The organism is Bacteroidota bacterium (assembly GCA_016713765.1).
GTDB lineage: Bacteria > Bacteroidota > Bacteroidia > AKYH767-A > 2013-40CM-41-45 > Pollutiaquabacter > Pollutiaquabacter aromativorans.
On record JADJON010000001.1, the window covers coordinates 850,769 to 869,841 of the forward strand.

Consider the following 19,073-nt stretch of genomic DNA (forward strand, 5'->3'; position numbering starts at 1 on the left):
GCAGCCAATGAACCGCCTGATTATGTTTCGACGCTCCAACTTTCTGGCCGCTGCCATCGTCGTCTTGTTGTTCCTGTGTTCAGGTCACCCGGCATCTGCCCTGACCTATTACAGCCGGACCAGCGGGGGACTCTGGACCAACCCCACCACCTGGTCTACTGTAACCTACGGTAATGCTACCAACACGGGTACGTTTCCCGGTGCCGGTGACAATGTTTTTATCGGTGACGGATATACGATCTACTTCAACACCAATGGTGGTTGCAACAACATCACCATCGGACAGGGAGCATCCGGCGCGTTGGAGTTTTATAACCTTGCGATCTATTGGATGACCGTCACCGGCGATATTACCATCAACGCCGGCGGTCGTTTTGCTTATGGTTACAACAGTTCGCGTGCGCACATCCTCTACATCGAAGGAGACATCACGAACAATGGTACCGTCGATCTGTATCTGGATGCCAACGATAATGTGGCCTTGGTTGCGCAAGGGAATACTAATTCTGTGATTTCCGGTACCGGTTCCTGGGATCTGTACACCGTGTTGATGTCCAAGATCACTTCGCGCAGTAACTATCTTGAAGTGCAATCTTCCGCATTCGAAACCGCGATGCGCGGCCTTACGCTCAACTATGGTACTTATGTTCACAACAACAGCGGTACGTACACCTTCGGCTCCGGCTCCGATTACACGATCCCGCCAAACGTCGCGATTGACGGTCGTAGCGGCACCCTGAATTTTTCCAGCGGTGCGACGAACCTGAACCTGCAAGGTGCCCTGATCGTGTCGGGCGGAACGGTTTATATCGCTTCCTCCACCGGGACGGGTGGTATTCGAACCGACCAGGGTGTAGCCGGTGTTGTTCCCTATCTACAAGTGTCGGCCGGACAATTGGTTGTTTACGGCAGTATCAGTTTCCGCACCGCGCCTTCCAGTTCCTTTGCCGAACCATTCAGCTATAACCAGAGCGGCGGTACAGTACTCGTGAACTCCGGTTCGACCGGCGTTACATCCGAAGTGTTTTACGTAACCGATCAGGCTACCAGCTCCTTCGTCATGAGCGGAGGCACACTCAACCTGCAACGGCCTAACCGCACCGGCAGCTCAGTGGTGGATATGTTTATCTGTGGGAACAGTGGTACGGTTAATTCCACTGGCGGTAGCGTTCAGTTTGGAAATGCATCGACGCCGGTTGGATCGACATTCAACTTTCGTCCGTTCCCAAACGCGACCTATCCGGCTTTCCGAATCACAGGACCTTCTGGTTCCGGCAATTCACTTCGTACTTCCAACGCCTCCACGTCGAACTTCCGCCTGCTGGCCATGGTTATCGATGCCGGCACCACGTTCGATATCCGCTCTATCGCGGGTACGGCCGGTAACAGTAAACGCATGAGCTTGCGCGGGACTTTTGATGGTAATTCGGCCTGGTACAACGACGGCACCTTCAATCCGCGTTCCGGTGAAGTCGCTTTTGAAGGCACAGCAGCCCAGACCCTCGACGGTAGCACCGATACCTGGTTTTACAACATGACGATGAACAATGCCGCCGGTCTGACGATGAATGCGCGTGCATTTGTGGACAATTCATTGAACATGACAAACGGTATCATTTATACCGATTACACGAATCTGCTTTCGGTCAGTTCTTCCGGAAACACCACTATTGGAACATCATCATCTTATATCATCGGTCCGTTCAACCAGATCTATGCTCAAACTTCCGCTGCTACCGGTTACTTTCCGCTGGGAAAGGGAGCGAACTGGCGACCAATGACGCTTACACCCTCACACACGACCAGTGATAGTGTGAACTACGTTGGTGAGATGATCGAATCCCCTGCCTCCGGTCTCCCTTACACGCTTCCGGGATCCTTGTCTGCCGTGTCGGCCCGTCGTTACTGGCTGGTCACCAATACCAACACCGGAATCTTTAACAATGCAACAGCTCGACTCTACTACGGAACGGACGATGGTGTCACCGACCGACTCTCTCTCCGTGTAGGCCAGGCCATTTCTCCCAACTGGGTTAACCGGGGCGGAACAGGAACGGCCAATGGAACCGGAAACATCACCTCCAGCTCGTTCAATGCCTGGGGAGCCATCTATACGCTGGCGAATGCCACCGGGGGCAGCAATGCCTTGCCGATCGAACTGGTATCGTTCGTTGCCGAGAGTCGCGAAAAGGATGTCGAGCTGCGCTGGACCACCGCGACGGAGATCAACAACGATTTCTTCACCGTCGAACGTTCGCGCGACGGATTGCACTTCGAGGCTGTAGCACAAACCGCCGGTGCCGGTAACACGACCACCTTGCAGCATTACAAGGCTTACGATCTCGCACCCCTCAACGGCACATCGTTTTATCGCTTGCGACAGACCGACTTCGACGGCCGGTCTACCACCTCGGATGTGGTGACCGTGTACCGGAAAGGCAATACCGATTTTTCCGTTTACCCTAATCCGATCGATGCGGATGATGACGTCATGATCCGTCTGCCGCACGACACGAATCGTAATCTGCTGATCCAGATCAAGCGGAGCGATGGCTCGCTCGTTTTTGAACGCACCTATCCGGTCTGGAATGAACAGACGATTCGCCTGAGCGGTTTGCCCTTAGAGGCTTCCGGTTTGTATGTGCTGTCGGTTTTCACCGACGATGGCGGGGCTTACCAGCAAAAGCTGATGGCCAACATTCGTTGATTCCCAAATTGAGAAACACCTACACCTAGTTGATATGAAAACAACTATCCTTCTTTCCGTATTCGCGTTTTCCGCGCTGACCTCCTTTGCCAAAGGGACCGGTAAGCAGGAACAGATCGCAAGCAATTTCGAGCAGGAGTATCGGGTCAATTCCATGGAAGCGATCCGCAACATGGGCGATGTCATCTTCGACAACCCTGAGCTTGGTTCCCAGCGCCACCCCGGAAAGTTTCAACCGGGATTTCCGGAGGCCTTGCGCCCCTACGATACGAACAAAGACGGTAAGCTGACGACGAATGAGATCAAGCCGGTGATCGACCGGTACCTGAGTTCGCAGACCGAATTCTCCAGCCGGGAAATGGTTCGGTTCATCGACTACTTCTTCTCCCAATTCTGAAATCATCCGTGAAACAGGAACGCGAACAATTGGCCATCATCGGCTGTGCCGGCGTCCCGGCCCGCTACGGCGGATTCGAGACGCTGGCGCACCACCTCGTACGCGAGTTGCGCAGGGATTACCGGATCACGGTATACTGCAGCGCGCCGCTGTACCGCGAGGAGGAGCGTCGCCGCCGCTGGCGCGGGGCACGCCTGCTGTACCTGCCGTTTCGCGCGAACGGTGTTCAGAGCATCGTGTACGATATCGTATCGATCCTGCACGCCCTCTTCTACGCCGATCGTCTGCTGATCCTTGGCGTATCCGGCTGCATCCTGCTGCCGTTCGTTCGCCTGTTCACACGGAAGAAAATAATCGTAAACATTGATGGCTTGGAATGGCGCCGGAACAAATGGAGCAAACCGGTGCGTAAGTTCCTGCGGTTGTCGGAGTATCTGGCAGTGAAATGGGCGCACGCCGATATCGCCGACAACCGGGCCATTCAATCCTACACCGCCGCTTCCTATGGAACGGTGAGTGACTATGCTCCCTATGGCGCCGACCATGTGTTGTCGCGCCCCCTGCCGGCCGATCTTGTCGAAGCGCATCCCGCTTTGCGTGGACGCTACGCGTTCACCGTCTGTCGCATCGAACCGGAGAATAACCTGCACCTGATCCTCGAAGCGTTCGACCAGGAACGCAGCACGCCGCTGTTCGTCGTCGGCAACTGGGACAACAGCGAGTACGGTCGCTCACTCCGCGCGCAATACGCCGGGCACGCTACCATCACGCTGCTGGACCCGATCTACGATCAGGACCGCCTCGACGGACTTCGCTCGAATTGCGCTTTGTATGTGCACGGGCATTCCGCCGGCGGTACGAATCCCTCGCTGGTCGAGGCGATGTACCTGGGCTTGCCGGTGTTCGCTTTCGATGTAGTGTACAACCGTGAAACCACACACGGTCATGCCCGCTTCTTCGAAGATGCCCGTCAACTCGCAGCGCTGTTGCGCAAGACGCCCGCTGCTGAATTGCCTCAGATCGGTGCCGAACTGAAGCGCCTCGCTTACCGCCAGTATACCTGGGCGGCTGTAGCGAACCGCTATCGCCGGATTCTCTCCGGTGCCGGTATCCGCGTTAACAAACCGAATGCTGTGCCGGCGGTACAGACGCTTTCTCCGCGTGTCCTGCAACGCGCGAATGCCTTGCACCTGCGCTACGCCGATCCGTTGAAAGTCCACGAACAAAAAGCCGCCTGATCACGATGGACCTCGACTACGCCCTGTCCTTCCTGCTTGCCGCGTTGCTGTCGGCCGGAGTCATTCCCTGGATCGTTCGCTATGCGCACCGGCGCTCGTTGCTCGACCGTCCCGACGGCCGAAAGCAGCATGAGCGCGCGGTACCGGCCATGGGCGGTGTTGCGGTCTTCTTTGCCTTTACACTTACCGCCTGCTTCTGGCTGCAGGGAACCTCGATGCGGGAAACGCTGTTTCTTTTCCCTGCCCTGCTGATCCTGTTCGTGACCGGCATGGTCGACGACCTGCGTGACCTGAGCCCCGGACGGAAATTCTTCTTTCAATTCATTGCAGCCGGCATTGTCTGCGCCGGCGGGTTGCGCATCCGTTCCGACTTCGGCCTCTTCGGCATCGGGGAACTGGATGTCGTCAGTTCCTACATCGTTACCATGCTGTTCATCACCGCGATGACCAACGCCTACAACCTGATCGACGGCGTCGACGGTTTGTTGGGTGGCATCGCGCTGATCGGCAGTGCCGGACTCGGTTTATTGTTCCTGCAAGCGGGCGATGGATTTCACGCCGCGCTCTCGTTTGCACTCTCCGGCGCTTTGGCCGGCTTTCTGCGATACAACTTCTATCCTGCGATATTATTCATGGGCGATACCGGGTCCCTGCTCGTCGGCTTTCTGCTGGCGGCGCTGGGGATCCGGTTCTTTTCTCTCCCCTTACACGAGCTGGCGCATGCCGGCATCTCACACGGCTTCACCGTTGTCGCCGGTTTGCTCTTCCTGCCGGTCTTTGATGTGGTACGGGTCTTCATCATCCGCATGCTGAAGGGCAAATCGCCCTTCCATGGCGACCGTCGCCACCTGCACCATGTGCTGGTGAAAAACGGCTTGAGTGCGCCGCTCGTATGCCTCACCGAGTACGGCGCTACCGTGTTGTTCAGCGTATTATCCGTTACCTGGTTGCAGCGGTTTTCCACTGCATCCGCTTTACTCTTATTGTTCTCCCTCGCCGTGCTGCTGGCGGAAGGACTGACCATCGCCTATCTGGTCCGTTCCCGCAGGAACCTGCGTAGCCGCGCCGATCAGTTCGGCGATCTGCGCCGCAAGAACCGCTTTGCTGCACGTTTGCTCAATTTCTGATTCGTATGCGCCTGCCATCCAATCGTTCCATACTCATCGTCGAAGACAATCGTTATTACGCTTCGATGATCGAGAACCACCTGCAGCAGTATCCCGGTTTTACGGTTGCCGCTTTCGATAACGGCGACGCGGCCATGGAAGCCTACGACCGTGTTCGTCCGGATATCGTATTGCTCGATTATCACCTGAATGTCGAGGACGACAGCGCCCCTACCGGGTACGACTACCTGCAGCAGATCAAAGACCGCAATCCCGAACAGGCGGTCGTGATGCTCAGCAGCAACGACAACGTGAAACAGGTCGTGGAGCTGCTCAAGACGGGTGCCTACGATTACGTGCTGAAGGACGAGTCCGCGTTCGAACAGCTCGACAAAGTGCTGCTCAACCTCGAAGAGGTGCTGAGCATCCGTACCGAAGTGAAGAACCTCAAAAGCGTCCTGCGCCGGCAGAACCGCCGCTTCGCCTGGACCCTGGCCGCCGTGGCGGTGATTGTCACCGCCTGCTTTGAGTGGCTGGACTAACGAGTTTTTATTGAAAGAAAGTCAAGTGCCAAGGTTCATTTGCCAGTAACTGGTAACTAGTAACTGGTAATTAGTGATTGGCAATTCGTATTTAGAATTTTCTCCCTTTCGGCAAATGCACTTACTTTTTCTTCTTCGCCTTCTTTGCCACTTTGTTGTATTCCAAAGCCAGCTTGATCCAGTAATTCAGTTTGGGTTTTGACGTGAGGGTGTTCGCATCGACAAAGATGAAACCTTTCATGACCTTGCCGGTGAAATCCATCGGAGCGGCGCCTTCCTGATCAAGGGCTTCGTCGTAGCACCCAGGATCCAGCCGGACCATCATGCGGTCCTGTTCGACACCAATGCACATCTTGTCGTTGACCATAAAGCACAATCCGCCAAACATCTTCTTTTCTTTGATCTTTCGTCCGCTTTCCGCCAGAATTGCCCGGGCGCGGTCAGCGAGTTTTTCGTTGTAAGGCATCGTGGTGGGATAGGTTGAACAACATTGTTATGTTACCGGGAAGTTAGGATATTTCTGCCAATACAGATTCAATGTCTTTTCTTCTAATGGTAGCCAATCGAAAGGAATTTTTCCTTAACACAAGATTCATGGGTTTGGACTATCGGGTCCTGCTCGTAGTAATCGTCTGTACTAGTTTTTTACTCCTTTCACCATGGGGAAGCCCTATTCTTAATTCAGACGGAGCCATTGAGGTGCTGATGGCATTTTGGTATCGATTACCTGATGATGTTTATTACTGGGGACAAGATCGGGGCGGTTCGCTGTTACCCTTGTTATCCGCTTTGCCCGTTCGTTTGTTGAATTCAGATCCCTTGCTTACCATAAGTGTAGTACGCTACCTGATCATGGTCGCAGGTATGCTGGGTTATTTCACGATCATTCGTTTGCCGTTCTGCCGCTTGTGTTTTGCGATTGCGTTTTTCTTACCGGCTTTCCCTTTTAGTGATATTCCCTGGTACACGATCGGAATTGAATATAGTTTACTGGGGATCCTGGTAGGACTCTCCGCTCGAATTTTAGATAGTTCAAATAAACCGGAACAGTCTTACCCCATTTTTTCACATGGTGTTTTTATTCTGGTATCAGTTGTCGCCGTTTGGGTTTCGGATGCTGCACTGATGACAATCGTATTGCTTGCCGCTTTCCTTGTCTGGAAGTTGTGGCCGGCAAAGAAGCACCGAAACAATTTCATGCTGCTTCAATCAGGAGCACTGGCAATGACAATTTTGGTTTGGGCATGGTTAAAGTCCATGGCGCCGATCAAGACCGATTCGTATTCCAATTTGCAAGGTATAGAATCTGCAGGACAATCCCTTCATCAACTAGTACATTCTGTTATTGATTACCTGGCATTTCGAATCGGAGATCACATGGTCAGTATCGGCGCATGGTGTATGGTAATGACAATTGCAGTCACCATATTGCTCAGGATTTCCATTGGAGTGCGGGGGGGGGGGGGTAAACAACCTTATCATGTTTTCTTTTTCCTGAATGCTTTTTCACTACTGATCATGTTGCAATTCTCGACCTGGGTAGCTCTTAATGGTATGAGTCGTAGATATTTTATTGGAGTATATGTCTCGCTGGTTATTGCATTGCTGCTTTGGTTGCAGGAGATGTCAGAAGTAAAGCCACGCTTTCTACCTGCTGTGGCCCGGTCGTTAATAGGGACAGCTTTGATTGGTGTATTCACGACCCTTTACCATTTCGCCAGGCATGACCCCGGAAATCTGATCTCGGTTCGAAGTCGTATCTCCGCTTTGCCAAAGGACATTGGAATTATCGGCAACTACTGGAATTCCTACATATTCTCCATTCAACATCCCGGTCGGGTGATTGCAACGCCTCATGAACGGGATGTGGTGCGGAACCCTTTGCTGGTGCAGGAAGTTTTCAGGCAACCGCGTCTATTTCTGGTGCGGGATCAATGGATGGATTCCTTTCCGGTTTCGATTTGGCAGTTCGGGAGAAGGCTGGAGCGAATAGGGAAGGAGCGATTCATGGCGGGTTCCTATTTCTGTGAGTACCGAATTGCGGTAGCGAATGAGTAATTTCGCCCCATGAACATCCTTCTTCTTGGATCCGGCGGTCGGGAGCATGCGTTGGCGTGGAAGCTGGCGCAGAGTCCGCGCTGCGACCGCTTATTCATCGCACCGGGAAATGCCGGTACGGCGCTGGTCGGCAGTAATGTGGCACTTTCCATCACCGACTTCGCCGCTATCGGACGCCTGGTGAAGGAACAACAGATCGGATTGGTGGTCGTCGGGCCGGAGGAGCCGCTGGTGAAGGGTATCCGGGATCATTTCGAAGCCGATGCTTCGCTGCGTTCGGTGCCGATGATCGGTCCCTCGCAACTGGGCGCGCAACTCGAAGGGAGTAAGGATTTTGCCAAGGCGTTCCTGACCCGGCACAACATACCGACCGCGCGCTACAAGACTTTTACATCCGATAATCTCGAGGACGGATATGCGTTCATCGACGCGTTGAAGCCGCCCTATGTTTTAAAGGCCGATGGGCTTGCTGCAGGAAAAGGTGTCGTGATCCTGGATCAGGCCGCCGCCGCCAAATCGGAATTGAAGGAGATGATCCTCGGTAAGAAATTCGGAGCGGCGAGTGCACAGGTGGTCATCGAGGAGTTTTTGCATGGCATCGAGTTGTCGGTTTTCGTGCTGACCGATGGAACCTCTTACCGCCTGTTGCCGGAAGCCAAAGATTATAAACGTATCGGTGACCGGGACACCGGCCCCAATACCGGTGGCATGGGGGCCGTGAGTCCGGTGCCGTTCGCGACGAAGGAGTTTCTGCAAAAAGTGGAAGAGCGGATCGTGATCCCGACCGTGCGAGGATTGGCGGCGGACAGCATCCGGTACAACGGCTTCCTCTTCATCGGACTGATGAACGTCGGCGGCGATCCTTACGTTATCGAGTACAATGTCCGAATGGGCGACCCGGAAACGGAAGCGGTGATCCCGCGCATCCAGGGCGACCTGTTGGAATTGTTACTCGCCACAGGCGAAGGACGGCTGGCCGAAGTCCCGCTCACGATCGACCCGCGAACTGCCGTCACCCTGGTACTGGTCAGCGGTGGCTATCCAAACGATTACAAGAAGGGATTACCGGTCAGCGGACTTGGTAACGATGGCGACAGTCTGGTGTTCCATGCCGGCACATCGACGAATGCCGCCGGTGAAGTCGTTACGAACGGCGGCCGCGTATTCGCCATCACTTCCTTCGGCACAGATATTTCATCTGCGCGGGCATTGTCCTACGCGGCAGCGGAGAAGATCGGGTACGAAGGCAAGTACCACCGAAGTGATATCGGTTTGGATCTGATTTGAAATAACGTTTCGGCCCTTCTTGAGCATATTCCACATGAAACGTTTGAACGTTAAAACGTTTGAACGTTGTAACGTTAAAACGTTATCACGTTCCAACGAAAAAGGAAAAAGCCATCCGCACTGCGAATGGCTTTTTCTTTTTATCGGGTACGATGGGATCAATCCATCTGTTCGGGAGCGGATTTGTATTTGTTCTGGAACCACATCCAGCTAAAAAAGGCGATGAAGCCGATGGCGATGAGTACCTTGTTGAAGAAGGTTCCGATCGGTGGAACCATCGTGAAGACTCCGTTGAAAAAGTCACCGATGAAATTCCAGAAGGCGGTCCAGAAAGCTACCATAGTGTTCGTGTTTACGCGGCAAATATAGAAAGGATTCCGGGCTATCCGCAAGCCGAAAAAAGCTACTTTTAGAGCGATGATCCGCTTTTTCCGATCCCCGCAGCCTGCCGCGCTGATCGTTGTCCCGCTGATCGTGCTGCTCCTGTGGGGGCAACGTTTTTTCGACCTGCCTTTCGCCCCGGCGGAGGCCGGCGGACCTCTTTGGGCCTTGTTTGTCAGCTTGTTAGGCGGTTTGCCAGGATTTGTCCGGTTCATCCTGGCCGTGGGTACATTGTCCCTTTCGGCGATCTACTTCAACCTCATGGTCAACCGCCATGAGGTCCTGTACAAGAACTCCTACCTGCCTTCCCTGTTTTACGCGCTGTTGTCGTCGGCTTCGGTTGAGTTGCTGACGTTTCATCCGATCCACCTGGTCAACCTGGTGTTGTTGCGGGTACTCGATAAAACCCTTGACTTGTACAAGAATGAACGACCTGTGCGGGGCTTGTTCGACGGCGGATTTCTTTGCGGACTGACCGGTTTGCTTTATCCGCCGGCCGGACTGCTGGTGTTGTTGACGCTGCTGGGGATCTTGTTGCTGCGTCCGTTCAACATCCGCGAACTGCTGATCCACCTGGTCGGACTCGCGCTGCCGTATTTCTTCCTGACCGTACTCGCTTTCTGGAACGGCAACCTGGTCGAGTCCTGGACCCGATTGCTTGAACCCTTCCGGTCACCGGCCTGGATTCCCGGCATACAAATGGAAGAAGCACACCAGGTGCTCGGTGCAGTGACGGGCTTCCTGCTGCTGTTGGCGCTGCTGAAACTGCGCGCCAACTATTACAAGAACACGATCCGTACACGAACGTATCAGCAGATCCTGTTGCTGATTTTGCTTTCCGGCATCGGTTCGCTCTTCTTTGCCGGAAGTATCGGTTGGGCCCAATTGCAACTCTTCATCCTGCCGGTAGCCTTGTTGTTGGCCTACTACTTCGTTTCCGCAAAGAAAAGAATGTGGTTCTTCGAGACGATGGTGTGGGTGTTGATTGGGGTGGTGGTTTGGAATCACCTTTAGGGTTGATGGTTTCCAGTTTCCGGTTACGAGTTTCGGGTTTGTTGAAGGTTGAAAGTTGAAAGTTTATTTCAGCCTCATTTCCTCGTCTCTTTCGCCTCGTCCCTCTTTTTGACTTGAAACCCGAAACTCGAAACCGGAAACAATGAACGGATTGACTTCACCTTTTCGCTAACCAATATTCCTCCCGCCCCCTCATCTTCACTTTTTCTGCTTCGGTCTTGTCGCGGTAGCCGCAGAGGTGGAGGATGCCGTGGATCATGACGCGGTGGAGCTCGTCGGTGAAGGTGCTGCCGTAGGTCTTGGCGTTGATTTTGACGCGATCGATCGAGATGAATATGTCGCCGCCGATGATGTTCGGTCCGGGTGAATTGTCGAACGTGATGATGTCGGTATTGTAATCGTGTTGCAGGTATTGCTTGTTCATCTTGCGCAGGTAGCGGTCGCTGCAGAAAATGTAATTGATCTCCGCGACCCGATGGCCTTCCGCTTTAGCGGCCTTCTGGATCCACTTGCGCAGGTCGTCGGCGCCCCGGAAGACGAAGCGCACATCTTCTTTGAAGAACAGGATGGTGGCTGACATATATCGAAAGGTACGAATCGGGTCGTATCTTTCGACTATGCTATGCCGGATAAAAGTCGCGTTGCTGGGAAGCCTGTTGAGCTGGTCCTGTCTTGCACATGCGCAGGACGATATGGGCTGGTGGAACGAGCGTCATCAGTGGGATGGTGTTTCCCCCTGGGTCAACTACCTGACATTGTCGCCGAAGTTTATGGGCCCGAACGCGCTGCCGGTGCCCGAGATCCGCAGCGGAATGTTGCGCAATAACCTGGAAGTGGAAACGCGTTTCGGCGGGTACGGCAGTCGGGGCGACAATACCTTTGATACTTATGGCCGCGTGAACGTACCCTTGTGCAACGGGCGTGTCGCGCTGGAAGGCTGGGTCACCGCGCTGGAATATTTCGAGACCGATACGACCACCCGCGACCTGCGCGCGGCGCGCACGCGATCCGGAAAAGGAACCGCCGGTGGTGATATCCACTTCAGCACGCAGGTGCAACTGGTGAAAGACAAAGCCCACTGGCCCGATCTGCTGTTGGAACTGACGATGCGAACCGCTTCCGGCACCCGACTGCGCGACGCGCGCTATACCGATGCATCCGGCTATTGGTTCACGCTCTCGGCGGGAAAGGAAAAAAAGGCCGGCGGTAAGTTGATCACCGCGTTCCGTCCGTATGCGCTACTCGGATTCTACTCGTACCAAACCCACGATCCCTTCCAACCGCAAAACGATTGCTTTCTCTACGGAGCAGGACTTGATCTTACGACCGATTGCTTTATCTGGTCCAACCAGGTCGGCGGTTACTCGGGTTATTTAAAGAACGGCGATCAGCCGATGGTAGTTCGTTCCATCGTCCGCTTCCACAGCAAGATCGCCGACGTCGTCTTTCGCTTGCAAGCGGGCCTGCACGATTTCGAATACCGATCGTTGCATTGCGGGTTTGTGTGGAATCTGGCGAATTTCAGGAAGAGGTTGGTGTGAGGGGGGGCAGTGAACAGTGAACAGCGAATAGCCAATAGCGAACAGCGAATAGTTTTTTAGTGAGTAGTGAATAGCAAACAGCGAATAGCCAATAGCGAATCTTGCCTGCCGAAGTATTAGCCTAGGTGGGAGCGAATAGATTTTTAGCAGCTGCAAGTCGCATCGATGGCCCCGGAGGGGTCACGGTATCCTAGCAAATGTCCAAATCATTTCACGGCCCCGTAGGGGTCGCGGAAACGGAACATCAGGAATGCGGCCCGCGATGTTAGCAGTAAGGTCCCCGTTGAGGCGAAGCCAGATCGTTCCAGGCTAGCCCCGGGAGAACGAGGCGCGCTGACAACATTCAACATGGTAGATGAGTTGATGCGACGAGTGAACACGGGACGGGGAGGTGAGGAGAGCGATTGCGCTGTGCTCCTGGTTTAGTGAACAGTAAATAGCGAATAGCCAATAGCGAATAGCGAATAGTTTTTTGGTGAACAGTGAACAGTAAACAGTGAATAGTGAATCTTGCCTGCCGAAGTATTAGCCTAGGTGGGAGCGAATAGATTTTTAGCAGCGGCAAGTCGCATCGATGGCCCCATCGGGGTCACGGTATCCCGGCAGTATAGTCAATTGTATTTCATGAAACGCCTCAGTGATGTGAATCGATGACCCCGGAGGGTCACGGTATCCTAGCAAATGTCCAAATCATTTCACGGCCCCGTAGGGGTCGCGGAAACGGAACATCAGGAATGCGGCCCGCGATGTTAGCAGTAAGGTCCCCGTTGAGGCGAAGCCAGATCGTTCCAGGCTAGCCCCGGGAGAACGAGGCGCGCTGACAACATTCAACATGGTAGATGAGTTGATGCGACGAGTGAACACGGGACGGGAGGTGAGGAGAGCGATTGCGCTGTGCTCCTGGTTTAGTGAACAGTAAATAGCGAATAGCCAATAGCGAATAGCGAATAGTTTTTTGGTGAACAGTGAACAGTAAACAGTGAATAGTGAATCTTGCCTGCCGAAGTATTAGCCTAGGTGGGAGCGAATAGATTTTTAGCAGCGGCAAGTCGCATCGATGGCCCCATCGGGGTCACGGTATCCCGGCAGTATAGTCAATTGTATTTCATGAAACGCCTCAGTGATGTGAATCGATGACCCCGGAGGGGTCACGGTATCCTAGCAAATGTCCAAATCATTTCACGGCCCCGTAGGGGTCGCGGAAACGGAACATCAGGAATGCGGCCCGCGATGTTAGCAGTAAGGTCCCCGTTGAGGCGAAGCCAGATCGTTCCAGGCTAGCCCCGGGAGAACGAGGCGCGCTGACAACATTCAACATGGTAGATGAGTTGATGCGACGAGTGAACACGGGACGGGAGGTGAGGAGAGCGATTGCGGTGTGCTCCTGGTTTAGTGAACAGTAAATAGCGAATAGCCAATAGCGAATAGCGAATAGTTTTTTGGTGAACAGTGAACAGTAAACAGTGAATCCTGCCCGCTGGAGCTTTAGCGAAGGTGGAAGCGAACAGCGAATAGTATACAGTAGCACCCGCAGCATAAGTTGTACTAGTTAGTATTTAATCTGACAGATAAGGGTTATCTTTAGGATACGAAACATAACAATAACCCCTAAACTGTCAGACAATGAATACAGAAGCTAAGTTAATCAAAACCAAGTTAGGCTTGTTGAAGTTAGCCGAACAATTGGGTAATGTATCCCAGGCGTGCAAAGTGATGGGCTATTCACGGGATAGTTTCTATCGGATCAAAGAGTTGTACGATACTGGTGGGGAGACGGCTCTGCAGGAGATCAGTCGGAAGAAGCCGATACTGGCCAATCGGATGGATATAGCCTGGGAGAACGCCATCGTACAGATGGCCACCGACTATCCGGCCTACGGTCAGCTTCGTGCATCGAACGAGTTGCGTAAGAAGGGGATTTCTGTTTCACCGGCCGGGGTACGGTATATCTGGATGCGGCATGATCTGGAGACCTTTGCCAAGCGTCTGAGCGCTTTGGAGGCGAAAGTGGCTCAAGACGGACTGATTCTCACCGAAGCGCAACTGGTTGCCATGGAAAAGAAACGGGAACAGCAGGAAGCCATTGGCGAGATTGAAACCGAACACCCCGGTTACCTTGGAGCCCAGGACACGTATTATGTGGGCAATATCAAGGGTGTAGGCCGGATTTACCAGCAAACCTTCATCGACACCTACAGCAAAGTAGCCTTTGCCAAATTGTATGACCGTAAGAACGCCTTGACGGCAGCCGATATGCTCAACGACAAGGTGCTACCATTCTTTGAGGAGCATGGCTTGCCGCTGCTTCGGGTACTCACAGACCGGGGTACAGAGTACAACGGCAAGCGGGAGAGTCATGAGTACAGTCTTTATCTGACACTGGAGGATATCGATCATAGCCGTACCAAGGCCCGGCATCCTCAAACCAACGGCATCTGCGAACGCTTCCATCGGACAATCCAGAACGAGTTTTATGCGGTTGCCTTCCGAAAAAGGTCTTTGGATCGCTGGAGGAATTACAGAAGGATCTGCATCAGTGGATAGAAGAGTACAACTGTGAAAGGACACACACCGGAAAATACTGCTTTGGTAAAACACCAATGGAGACATTCCTGGACAGCATACCCTTGGCGCAAAGTAAAATGCTCGATAAATTAGCAACCGGTTAAAAGTTATTCCGGGCGACGGATCCTTAAAAATCCGTCAGACCGGAAATAACTTTTAACCAACCCTGTCTGTCAGGTGAAGTTCTAACTATTACACATAAGTCTACCGCTTTTCCTCGGTCTCGGTCTCGTCCCTCGTCCCAGGTCCCTCGTCCCTCGCCCCACGTCCCTAAAAAAAAAGAGCCGCACCACCGCGACTCTTTTTCAATGCTAGTCTAACCAAACTATCTTATAATCAATTATTTCCGAGCTTGAAGTGGAGTTCGACCACCCGGCCGTTTTCGGAGAAAATGAGCTGGTCGGTGAGGTGCTTCATGAGAAAAATGCCGCGACCACACTCTTTTTCGAGGTTTTCGGGGGCGGTCGGGTCGGGGAGATTGTAGTAGTCGAAGCCGCGGCCTTCGTCGGAGATCGTGAAATTCAGGGAGTTATTGACGCGGCCGTATTTGATGTGCACCTTTTTACCGGGATCCGATTGGTTTCCGTGGTAAATGGCGTTGGTGACAGCCTCGGTGAGGGCCACCAGCATGTTGCCGTACATGTCCTCGCTGACTTCGTACTGGTCGCGGAGCTGGTCGATCATGCGCTCCACGGCGCCAATACTATCCGGCTGGGACCGGAGCTCCAGGGTCTGTAATTGGTCGTTGCCCTGCATCAGCAGTTCGCTATTTTTCAATGGATTGGAAGTAATCTGAAACTTTTTGCCGGTAGAAGGAACTGAGCGACGGAGGTACCGTCCGGAGCAGTTCCATCTCCTTTAACTTAAGTCTTTTATACTCCTCGAAGGCCGCAGGGTTACGCTCGAAGCGATTTTTCGCCTCCTCGGATTTGCGTTGTTCGTCCTGGTCCCGCTCGCGCTCGGCCCGTTCGCTTTCCAGGAGCCGGGTCAGGATCTCTTCCTGCCGTCTCAGGGTCTGGTCGGAGATCATCCGGTTGACGATGTCCTTCTCCGTCTGCTCCATCTGGTTGGCGATGTCTTCGAGGTTGCCGAGCGACTTGCGGCCGTCCTTGTTGTCTTCCTGGTTGAGCTGCTGCAACTGCTGGCGGATGTACTCCTGCTGCGCGGCCATCTTGGCGAGTTGTTCGCTCATCGACTGGTCCTTGCTGATCTTGCCCTGGCTCTTCGAACCCTGCTGCTTGAGCTGGTCCTTCATTTTCTGCATGTTCTTGTTCAGCTCCTGCTGCATCTTTTTCATCTCGGCGATCGAAGACGATTTCTTCTTGCCGGGCTTCTTACAGGAGGCCGACGGCTGGGCGTTCGCCTGCTGCTGCTGCATCTGCTGGAGCGCTTCGCTGAGTAGCAGGGTGAGGTTGTTCACCGAGGTCATCACGAATTGCTGACGGCTGCGCGCCTGGGGTACGTTGCGTTCTTCGAGGTTGGAGATGGCCTCGCCCATGTTCTGGTTGATCGCCGCGATCTCCTGGTTCACCTTCGCCTGGATCTGCATGACGCGCTTGGAAAGCGCGAAGAGCGAATCCTCGATCACCCGCGCGTTGTCCTTGAGCCGACGTTGCTCCTGTCCGGCGCGGAGGTACTGCGGGTTGTTGATGTCCATCCCGCGCAGGTCCTGCATCAGTTTCTCCTGGTCGAAGGACATGCGGAGCAGGTTCTCGAGCAGGGCGCGGAGCGCGTCCATGTCCTCTTCGGCCTGTTCCTGCTCCATCTGCTGCTGGTTCTTTTCCATCTTCTGCGCCAGCTGGTCCATTTTCTGGGCTGCGTTCTTCTGCGACTTGCCCGCCTTGTTGTTCTTGCCCTGGTTCAGTTGCTGGCTGCTGTTCTCCATCTCCTGCTGGATTTCCTGCTCCTGCTGGTCGGTGTTTTCCAGGTTCTGCTTTTCCTCGAGCGCGTCGTTCTTCTTCGCCAGCTCGTCCATGTCCTTGCGGAAATCATCGAACTCCTTGTTCAGCTCGTCCTGCTTCGCTTGCAGATCCTTGCTGTCGGCGTTCTTGTCGTCGGCTTGTTTGGAAAGGTCGTCCTGCTTCTTCGCGAGGTCTTTCAGCTTGTCGATGCTTTCCTGCATCTTCTGCTCGAATTCCATTTGCTTGAACAACTCCAGGGTGCGTTCCAGTTCTTTCTGGAGGTCCTTGTTGTCGTTCTTCATTTGACCGAGTTGCTCCTGGAGCTGGGTCTTGTCGAGCTGTTGCATGAGCTCCTGGAGTTGCTGCATGAGTTTCTCCAGTTCGGGCGACATGAGTTTGTCGAGCAGCGACTGCAGTTGCTCCTGCTTGGCGAGGATGTCCTCGTTCACGCGCTTGTATTCCTGTTCCTGCCGGTTCTTCTCCTGGTTCTGCTTGCTGATCTCCTCGAGTTGCTTGCGCAGTTCCTGTTCGCGTTTCAGCAGTTCTTCCGCTTTCTTCCGGTCTTCCCAGGATGCTTCTTTCTTCTCGAGCAGTTTGCGGTTGAGGTCGTTCACATCCTTCTGCAGTTGCTGCGCTTTGCGGATGCTTTCGGTGAGGTCGCTCTTGATCGACTGGTTGCTCTTTTCACTGCTCTCGGCGATCTCGCGCAGACTCGGGGCTTTGAACACGCGCACCGGTGTACGCGCGGCTTTGGGTCCGCTCACGCCGTCGTTGTCGCGCACTTCGAAATAATATTCGACTTCGTCGCCGGCCTGGATGTTGACCGAGGAAAGATCCCAGGAATAATAGAACGCGTCGGTGGTCAGGCTGCGGTTCACCGGGAGGTTCTCGGAGAAGGTGCGGTTGCGGTTGGTGCCGGTGGTGTCGTTCGACTTCAGGAAATGATAGTGGAACTAAAGGGCGCTGAAACCGTAGTCGTCGCGCACGAGTCCGCGGAAGAAGGTGCGCTTGGGCGAAAGCGAGTCCTGCTGTTCTTCCATGGTGATCGTCGGGTACTGGTCGGGCACGATGGTGATGCCGTACTTCACCGTATCCGGTGAGCCGAGGAAACGATTGGATGGAAGCAGCGCGTAGCTGTCGTTGTGCAGGAAGCGACGGCTCAGGCTGAACCGCTCTTCGCCTTCGGGTTGAAGTGCCAGCAGCGTGTCGCCGAACGCGAGACGGAAAACGTCGGTGTTGCGGGTGTTGAACGTCCAGGTGACCCGTGTACCCGCCGGCAGTACGAGGTCGCCGTTGTTCTCCAGCGTTTCGCTCTTCTTGTTCAGGTAGGCCGGGTAGTCGAGGCGCACCTGGAAGTTCATGAGCGTGGGTTTGGGAACGGCTTCAAGCTGGTAGGTGGACGAATAGAATCCGTCGGCCGTGAGGCGGAACTCCTGCGGTTGTTGCAGGTTGCGGAAGTTGTAGTGGAACTTCGTTGCCGATTCTTTTTCGAGGCGAAACAATTTGCCGTCGAGTTCGATGGACGCTTCGGCGGGGATCTCTTTTCCTTCAATACGTACGTCGAGGCGGAAGTCCTCCTGCTGGATCGCGCGGAGCGATTTGTTCTCGACAACGAATTGAAAAGGCGCCGGCTTTTCGAAATAGGTCCGGTGCTCGATGAGGCGTTTGGTGCTGTCGGTGATCAACGAGGGCGCCGCGAAGAGCAACACGAGTAGCACCGCCAGGGGCAGCGCCGCGTAGCGGAGGTATCGGCGGTTCTCACGCAGGTTGACTGCGGCGACGAACGGGACCGGCCGCAGCTCGTCGACCTTCTGGCTGATGGAGGCTTCGATCAGGGCGTTGTCGCCGGCGCTGCCGGCCAGCTCACGAAGCTGGAGGACGTTGAGGAGCTTGTCCTGCACGTGGGAAAAATGCTTCCCGATGATGCGCGCAGCTTCTTCGTGGGAGATGATCTTGCCGATGCGGTACAGATGGGCGAGGGGGATGGCGACGAAGCGGACCAGCAGGAACCCGATGCCAAGGATGAACGCCCAGAACAGGAAGGTGCGCAACCCGATGCTGAAGTGACCGAACGATTCGAGCAGGGTGACCAGCAGGAAAAAGCCCAACGAAAGGGTGAACGCGTAAATCGCGCCACGGATGAGTTGGTTCTGGTAGTATTTCCGGATGAATCCGTCCAGCTTCTCAATCAACAATCGGTAGGAATCCGGTGCCATAATAGAGTATCACAAATCTACGAATTCGCCCGCAGGGCGGGGGATCGGTAGTAACGTAAGGGAACGTTAAAAGTTGAAGGGAAGTAGTGAACAGTGAACAGTAAACAGTGAACAGTGAAT

Annotated in this window: 15 protein-coding genes and 1 pseudogene; 11 read left to right on the plus strand and 5 right to left on the minus strand. The window is 54.2% G+C overall.

What is annotated here, in order from left to right; translation table 11 throughout:
* Nucleotides 1–22 precede the first annotated feature (22 nt).
* From IPJ96_03280 to IPJ96_03300, 5 genes are read left to right on the plus strand one after another with little or no spacing between them, the layout of a single operon-like run.
* Nucleotides 23–2,707 (plus strand): hypothetical protein, encoded by a 2,685-nt coding sequence (locus IPJ96_03280; GenBank protein MBK7909371.1) that lies wholly within the window; start codon nucleotides 23–25, stop codon nucleotides 2,705–2,707.
* 34 nt (nucleotides 2,708–2,741) lie between these two features.
* Complete coding sequence (locus tag IPJ96_03285; protein MBK7909372.1) at nucleotides 2,742–3,104, plus strand: hypothetical protein; 363 nt, start codon at nucleotides 2,742–2,744, stop codon at nucleotides 3,102–3,104.
* A gap of 8 nt (nucleotides 3,105–3,112) precedes the next feature.
* Complete coding sequence (locus tag IPJ96_03290) at nucleotides 3,113–4,342, plus strand: DUF1972 domain-containing protein (GenBank protein ID MBK7909373.1); 1,230 nt, start codon at nucleotides 3,113–3,115, stop codon at nucleotides 4,340–4,342.
* Nucleotides 4,343–4,347: 5 nt separating this feature from the next.
* Complete coding sequence (locus tag IPJ96_03295) at nucleotides 4,348–5,469, plus strand: undecaprenyl/decaprenyl-phosphate alpha-N-acetylglucosaminyl 1-phosphate transferase (protein ID MBK7909374.1); 1,122 nt, start codon at nucleotides 4,348–4,350, stop codon at nucleotides 5,467–5,469.
* A 5-nt stretch (nucleotides 5,470–5,474) separates the two neighbouring features.
* On the plus strand, nucleotides 5,475–5,990 hold the full coding sequence (locus tag IPJ96_03300; protein ID MBK7909375.1) for a response regulator: 516 nt from the start codon (nucleotides 5,475–5,477) through the stop codon (nucleotides 5,988–5,990).
* A gap of 121 nt (nucleotides 5,991–6,111) precedes the next feature.
* Here the strand turns inward: IPJ96_03300 and IPJ96_03305 are convergent, their stop codons facing one another.
* Complete coding sequence (locus tag IPJ96_03305; GenBank protein MBK7909376.1) at nucleotides 6,112–6,456, minus strand: TfoX/Sxy family protein; 345 nt, start codon at nucleotides 6,454–6,456, stop codon at nucleotides 6,112–6,114.
* 128 nt (nucleotides 6,457–6,584) lie between these two features.
* On the opposite strand from IPJ96_03305, the gene IPJ96_03310 reads away from it, so the two are divergent.
* Genes IPJ96_03310 through IPJ96_03325 form a run of 4 tightly spaced genes read left to right on the plus strand, consistent with a single transcriptional unit; the run spans nucleotide 6,585 to nucleotide 10,730 of the window.
* Nucleotides 6,585–8,048 (plus strand): hypothetical protein, encoded by a 1,464-nt coding sequence (locus IPJ96_03310; GenBank protein MBK7909377.1) that lies wholly within the window; start codon nucleotides 6,585–6,587, stop codon nucleotides 8,046–8,048.
* Nucleotides 8,049–8,057: 9 nt separating this feature from the next.
* Nucleotides 8,058–9,335 (plus strand): phosphoribosylamine--glycine ligase, encoded by a 1,278-nt coding sequence (purD, locus tag IPJ96_03315; protein MBK7909378.1) that lies wholly within the window; start codon nucleotides 8,058–8,060, stop codon nucleotides 9,333–9,335.
* Between the two features lie 59 nt (nucleotides 9,336–9,394).
* The gene (locus IPJ96_03320) at nucleotides 9,395–9,748 is read left to right on the plus strand and encodes a hypothetical protein (GenBank protein ID MBK7909379.1); all 354 of its coding nucleotides are present in this window, start codon (nucleotides 9,395–9,397) and stop codon (nucleotides 9,746–9,748) included.
* A gap of 4 nt (nucleotides 9,749–9,752) precedes the next feature.
* Entirely contained in the window at nucleotides 9,753–10,730 is a 978-nt protein-coding gene (locus IPJ96_03325) for a hypothetical protein (protein ID MBK7909380.1), read from the plus strand.
* A gap of 157 nt (nucleotides 10,731–10,887) precedes the next feature.
* Here IPJ96_03325 and ybeY read toward each other — a convergent pair whose 3' ends face one another.
* Entirely contained in the window at nucleotides 10,888–11,310 is a 423-nt protein-coding gene (gene ybeY, locus IPJ96_03330; GenBank protein MBK7909381.1) for an rRNA maturation RNase YbeY, read from the minus strand.
* Nucleotides 11,311–11,347: 37 nt separating this feature from the next.
* On the opposite strand from ybeY, the gene IPJ96_03335 reads away from it, so the two are divergent.
* Both IPJ96_03335 and IPJ96_03340 read left to right on the plus strand, forming a co-directional pair.
* Entirely contained in the window at nucleotides 11,348–12,271 is a 924-nt protein-coding gene (locus tag IPJ96_03335) for a hypothetical protein (GenBank protein ID MBK7909382.1), read from the plus strand.
* Nucleotides 12,272–13,894: 1,623 nt separating this feature from the next.
* A pseudogene (locus IPJ96_03340) lies at nucleotides 13,895–14,940 on the plus strand (IS481 family transposase).
* Between the two features lie 232 nt (nucleotides 14,941–15,172).
* On the opposite strand, the gene IPJ96_03345 reads toward IPJ96_03340, so the two are convergent.
* The 3 genes from IPJ96_03345 to IPJ96_03355 all read right to left on the minus strand — a co-directional run bounded on the left by IPJ96_03345 (nucleotide 15,173) and on the right by IPJ96_03355 (nucleotide 18,953).
* Nucleotides 15,173–15,592, minus strand: coding sequence for an ATP-binding protein (locus IPJ96_03345; protein MBK7909383.1), 420 nt, complete (start codon nucleotides 15,590–15,592; stop codon nucleotides 15,173–15,175).
* A gap of 10 nt (nucleotides 15,593–15,602) precedes the next feature.
* Nucleotides 15,603–17,615: a hypothetical protein gene (locus IPJ96_03350; GenBank protein MBK7909384.1), complete on the minus strand. Its 2,013-nt coding sequence runs from the start codon at nucleotides 17,613–17,615 to the stop codon at nucleotides 15,603–15,605.
* A gap of 75 nt (nucleotides 17,616–17,690) precedes the next feature.
* Complete coding sequence (locus IPJ96_03355) at nucleotides 17,691–18,953, minus strand: hypothetical protein (protein ID MBK7909385.1); 1,263 nt, start codon at nucleotides 18,951–18,953, stop codon at nucleotides 17,691–17,693.
* Nucleotides 18,954–19,073 lie beyond the last annotated feature (120 nt).

What these genes read in the sequence shown, in the direction of transcription:
- IPJ96_03280 (MBK7909371.1), top strand. Translation starts at nt 23, where the DNA reads ATGTTTCGACGCTCCAACTTTCTGGCCGCTGCCATCGTCGTCTTGTTG.
- IPJ96_03285 (MBK7909372.1), top strand. Translation starts at nt 2,742, where the DNA reads ATGAAAACAACTATCCTTCTTTCCGTATTCGCGTTTTCCGCGCTGACC.
- IPJ96_03295 (MBK7909374.1), top strand. Translation starts at nt 4,348, where the DNA reads ATGGACCTCGACTACGCCCTGTCCTTCCTGCTTGCCGCGTTGCTGTCG.
- IPJ96_03300 (MBK7909375.1), top strand. Translation starts at nt 5,475, where the DNA reads ATGCGCCTGCCATCCAATCGTTCCATACTCATCGTCGAAGACAATCGT.
- IPJ96_03305 (MBK7909376.1), bottom strand. Translation starts at nt 6,456, where the DNA reads ATGCCTTACAACGAAAAACTCGCTGACCGCGCCCGGGCAATTCTGGCG.
- IPJ96_03310 (MBK7909377.1), top strand. Translation starts at nt 6,585, where the DNA reads ATGGGTTTGGACTATCGGGTCCTGCTCGTAGTAATCGTCTGTACTAGT.
- purD (MBK7909378.1), top strand. Translation starts at nt 8,058, where the DNA reads ATGAACATCCTTCTTCTTGGATCCGGCGGTCGGGAGCATGCGTTGGCG.
- IPJ96_03325 (MBK7909380.1), top strand. Translation starts at nt 9,753, where the DNA reads ATGATCCGCTTTTTCCGATCCCCGCAGCCTGCCGCGCTGATCGTTGTC.
- ybeY (MBK7909381.1), bottom strand. Translation starts at nt 11,310, where the DNA reads ATGTCAGCCACCATCCTGTTCTTCAAAGAAGATGTGCGCTTCGTCTTC.
- IPJ96_03335 (MBK7909382.1), top strand. Translation starts at nt 11,348, where the DNA reads ATGCTATGCCGGATAAAAGTCGCGTTGCTGGGAAGCCTGTTGAGCTGG.
- IPJ96_03345 (MBK7909383.1), bottom strand. Translation starts at nt 15,592, where the DNA reads ATGCAGGGCAACGACCAATTACAGACCCTGGAGCTCCGGTCCCAGCCG.
- IPJ96_03355 (MBK7909385.1), bottom strand. Translation starts at nt 18,953, where the DNA reads ATGGCACCGGATTCCTACCGATTGTTGATTGAGAAGCTGGACGGATTC.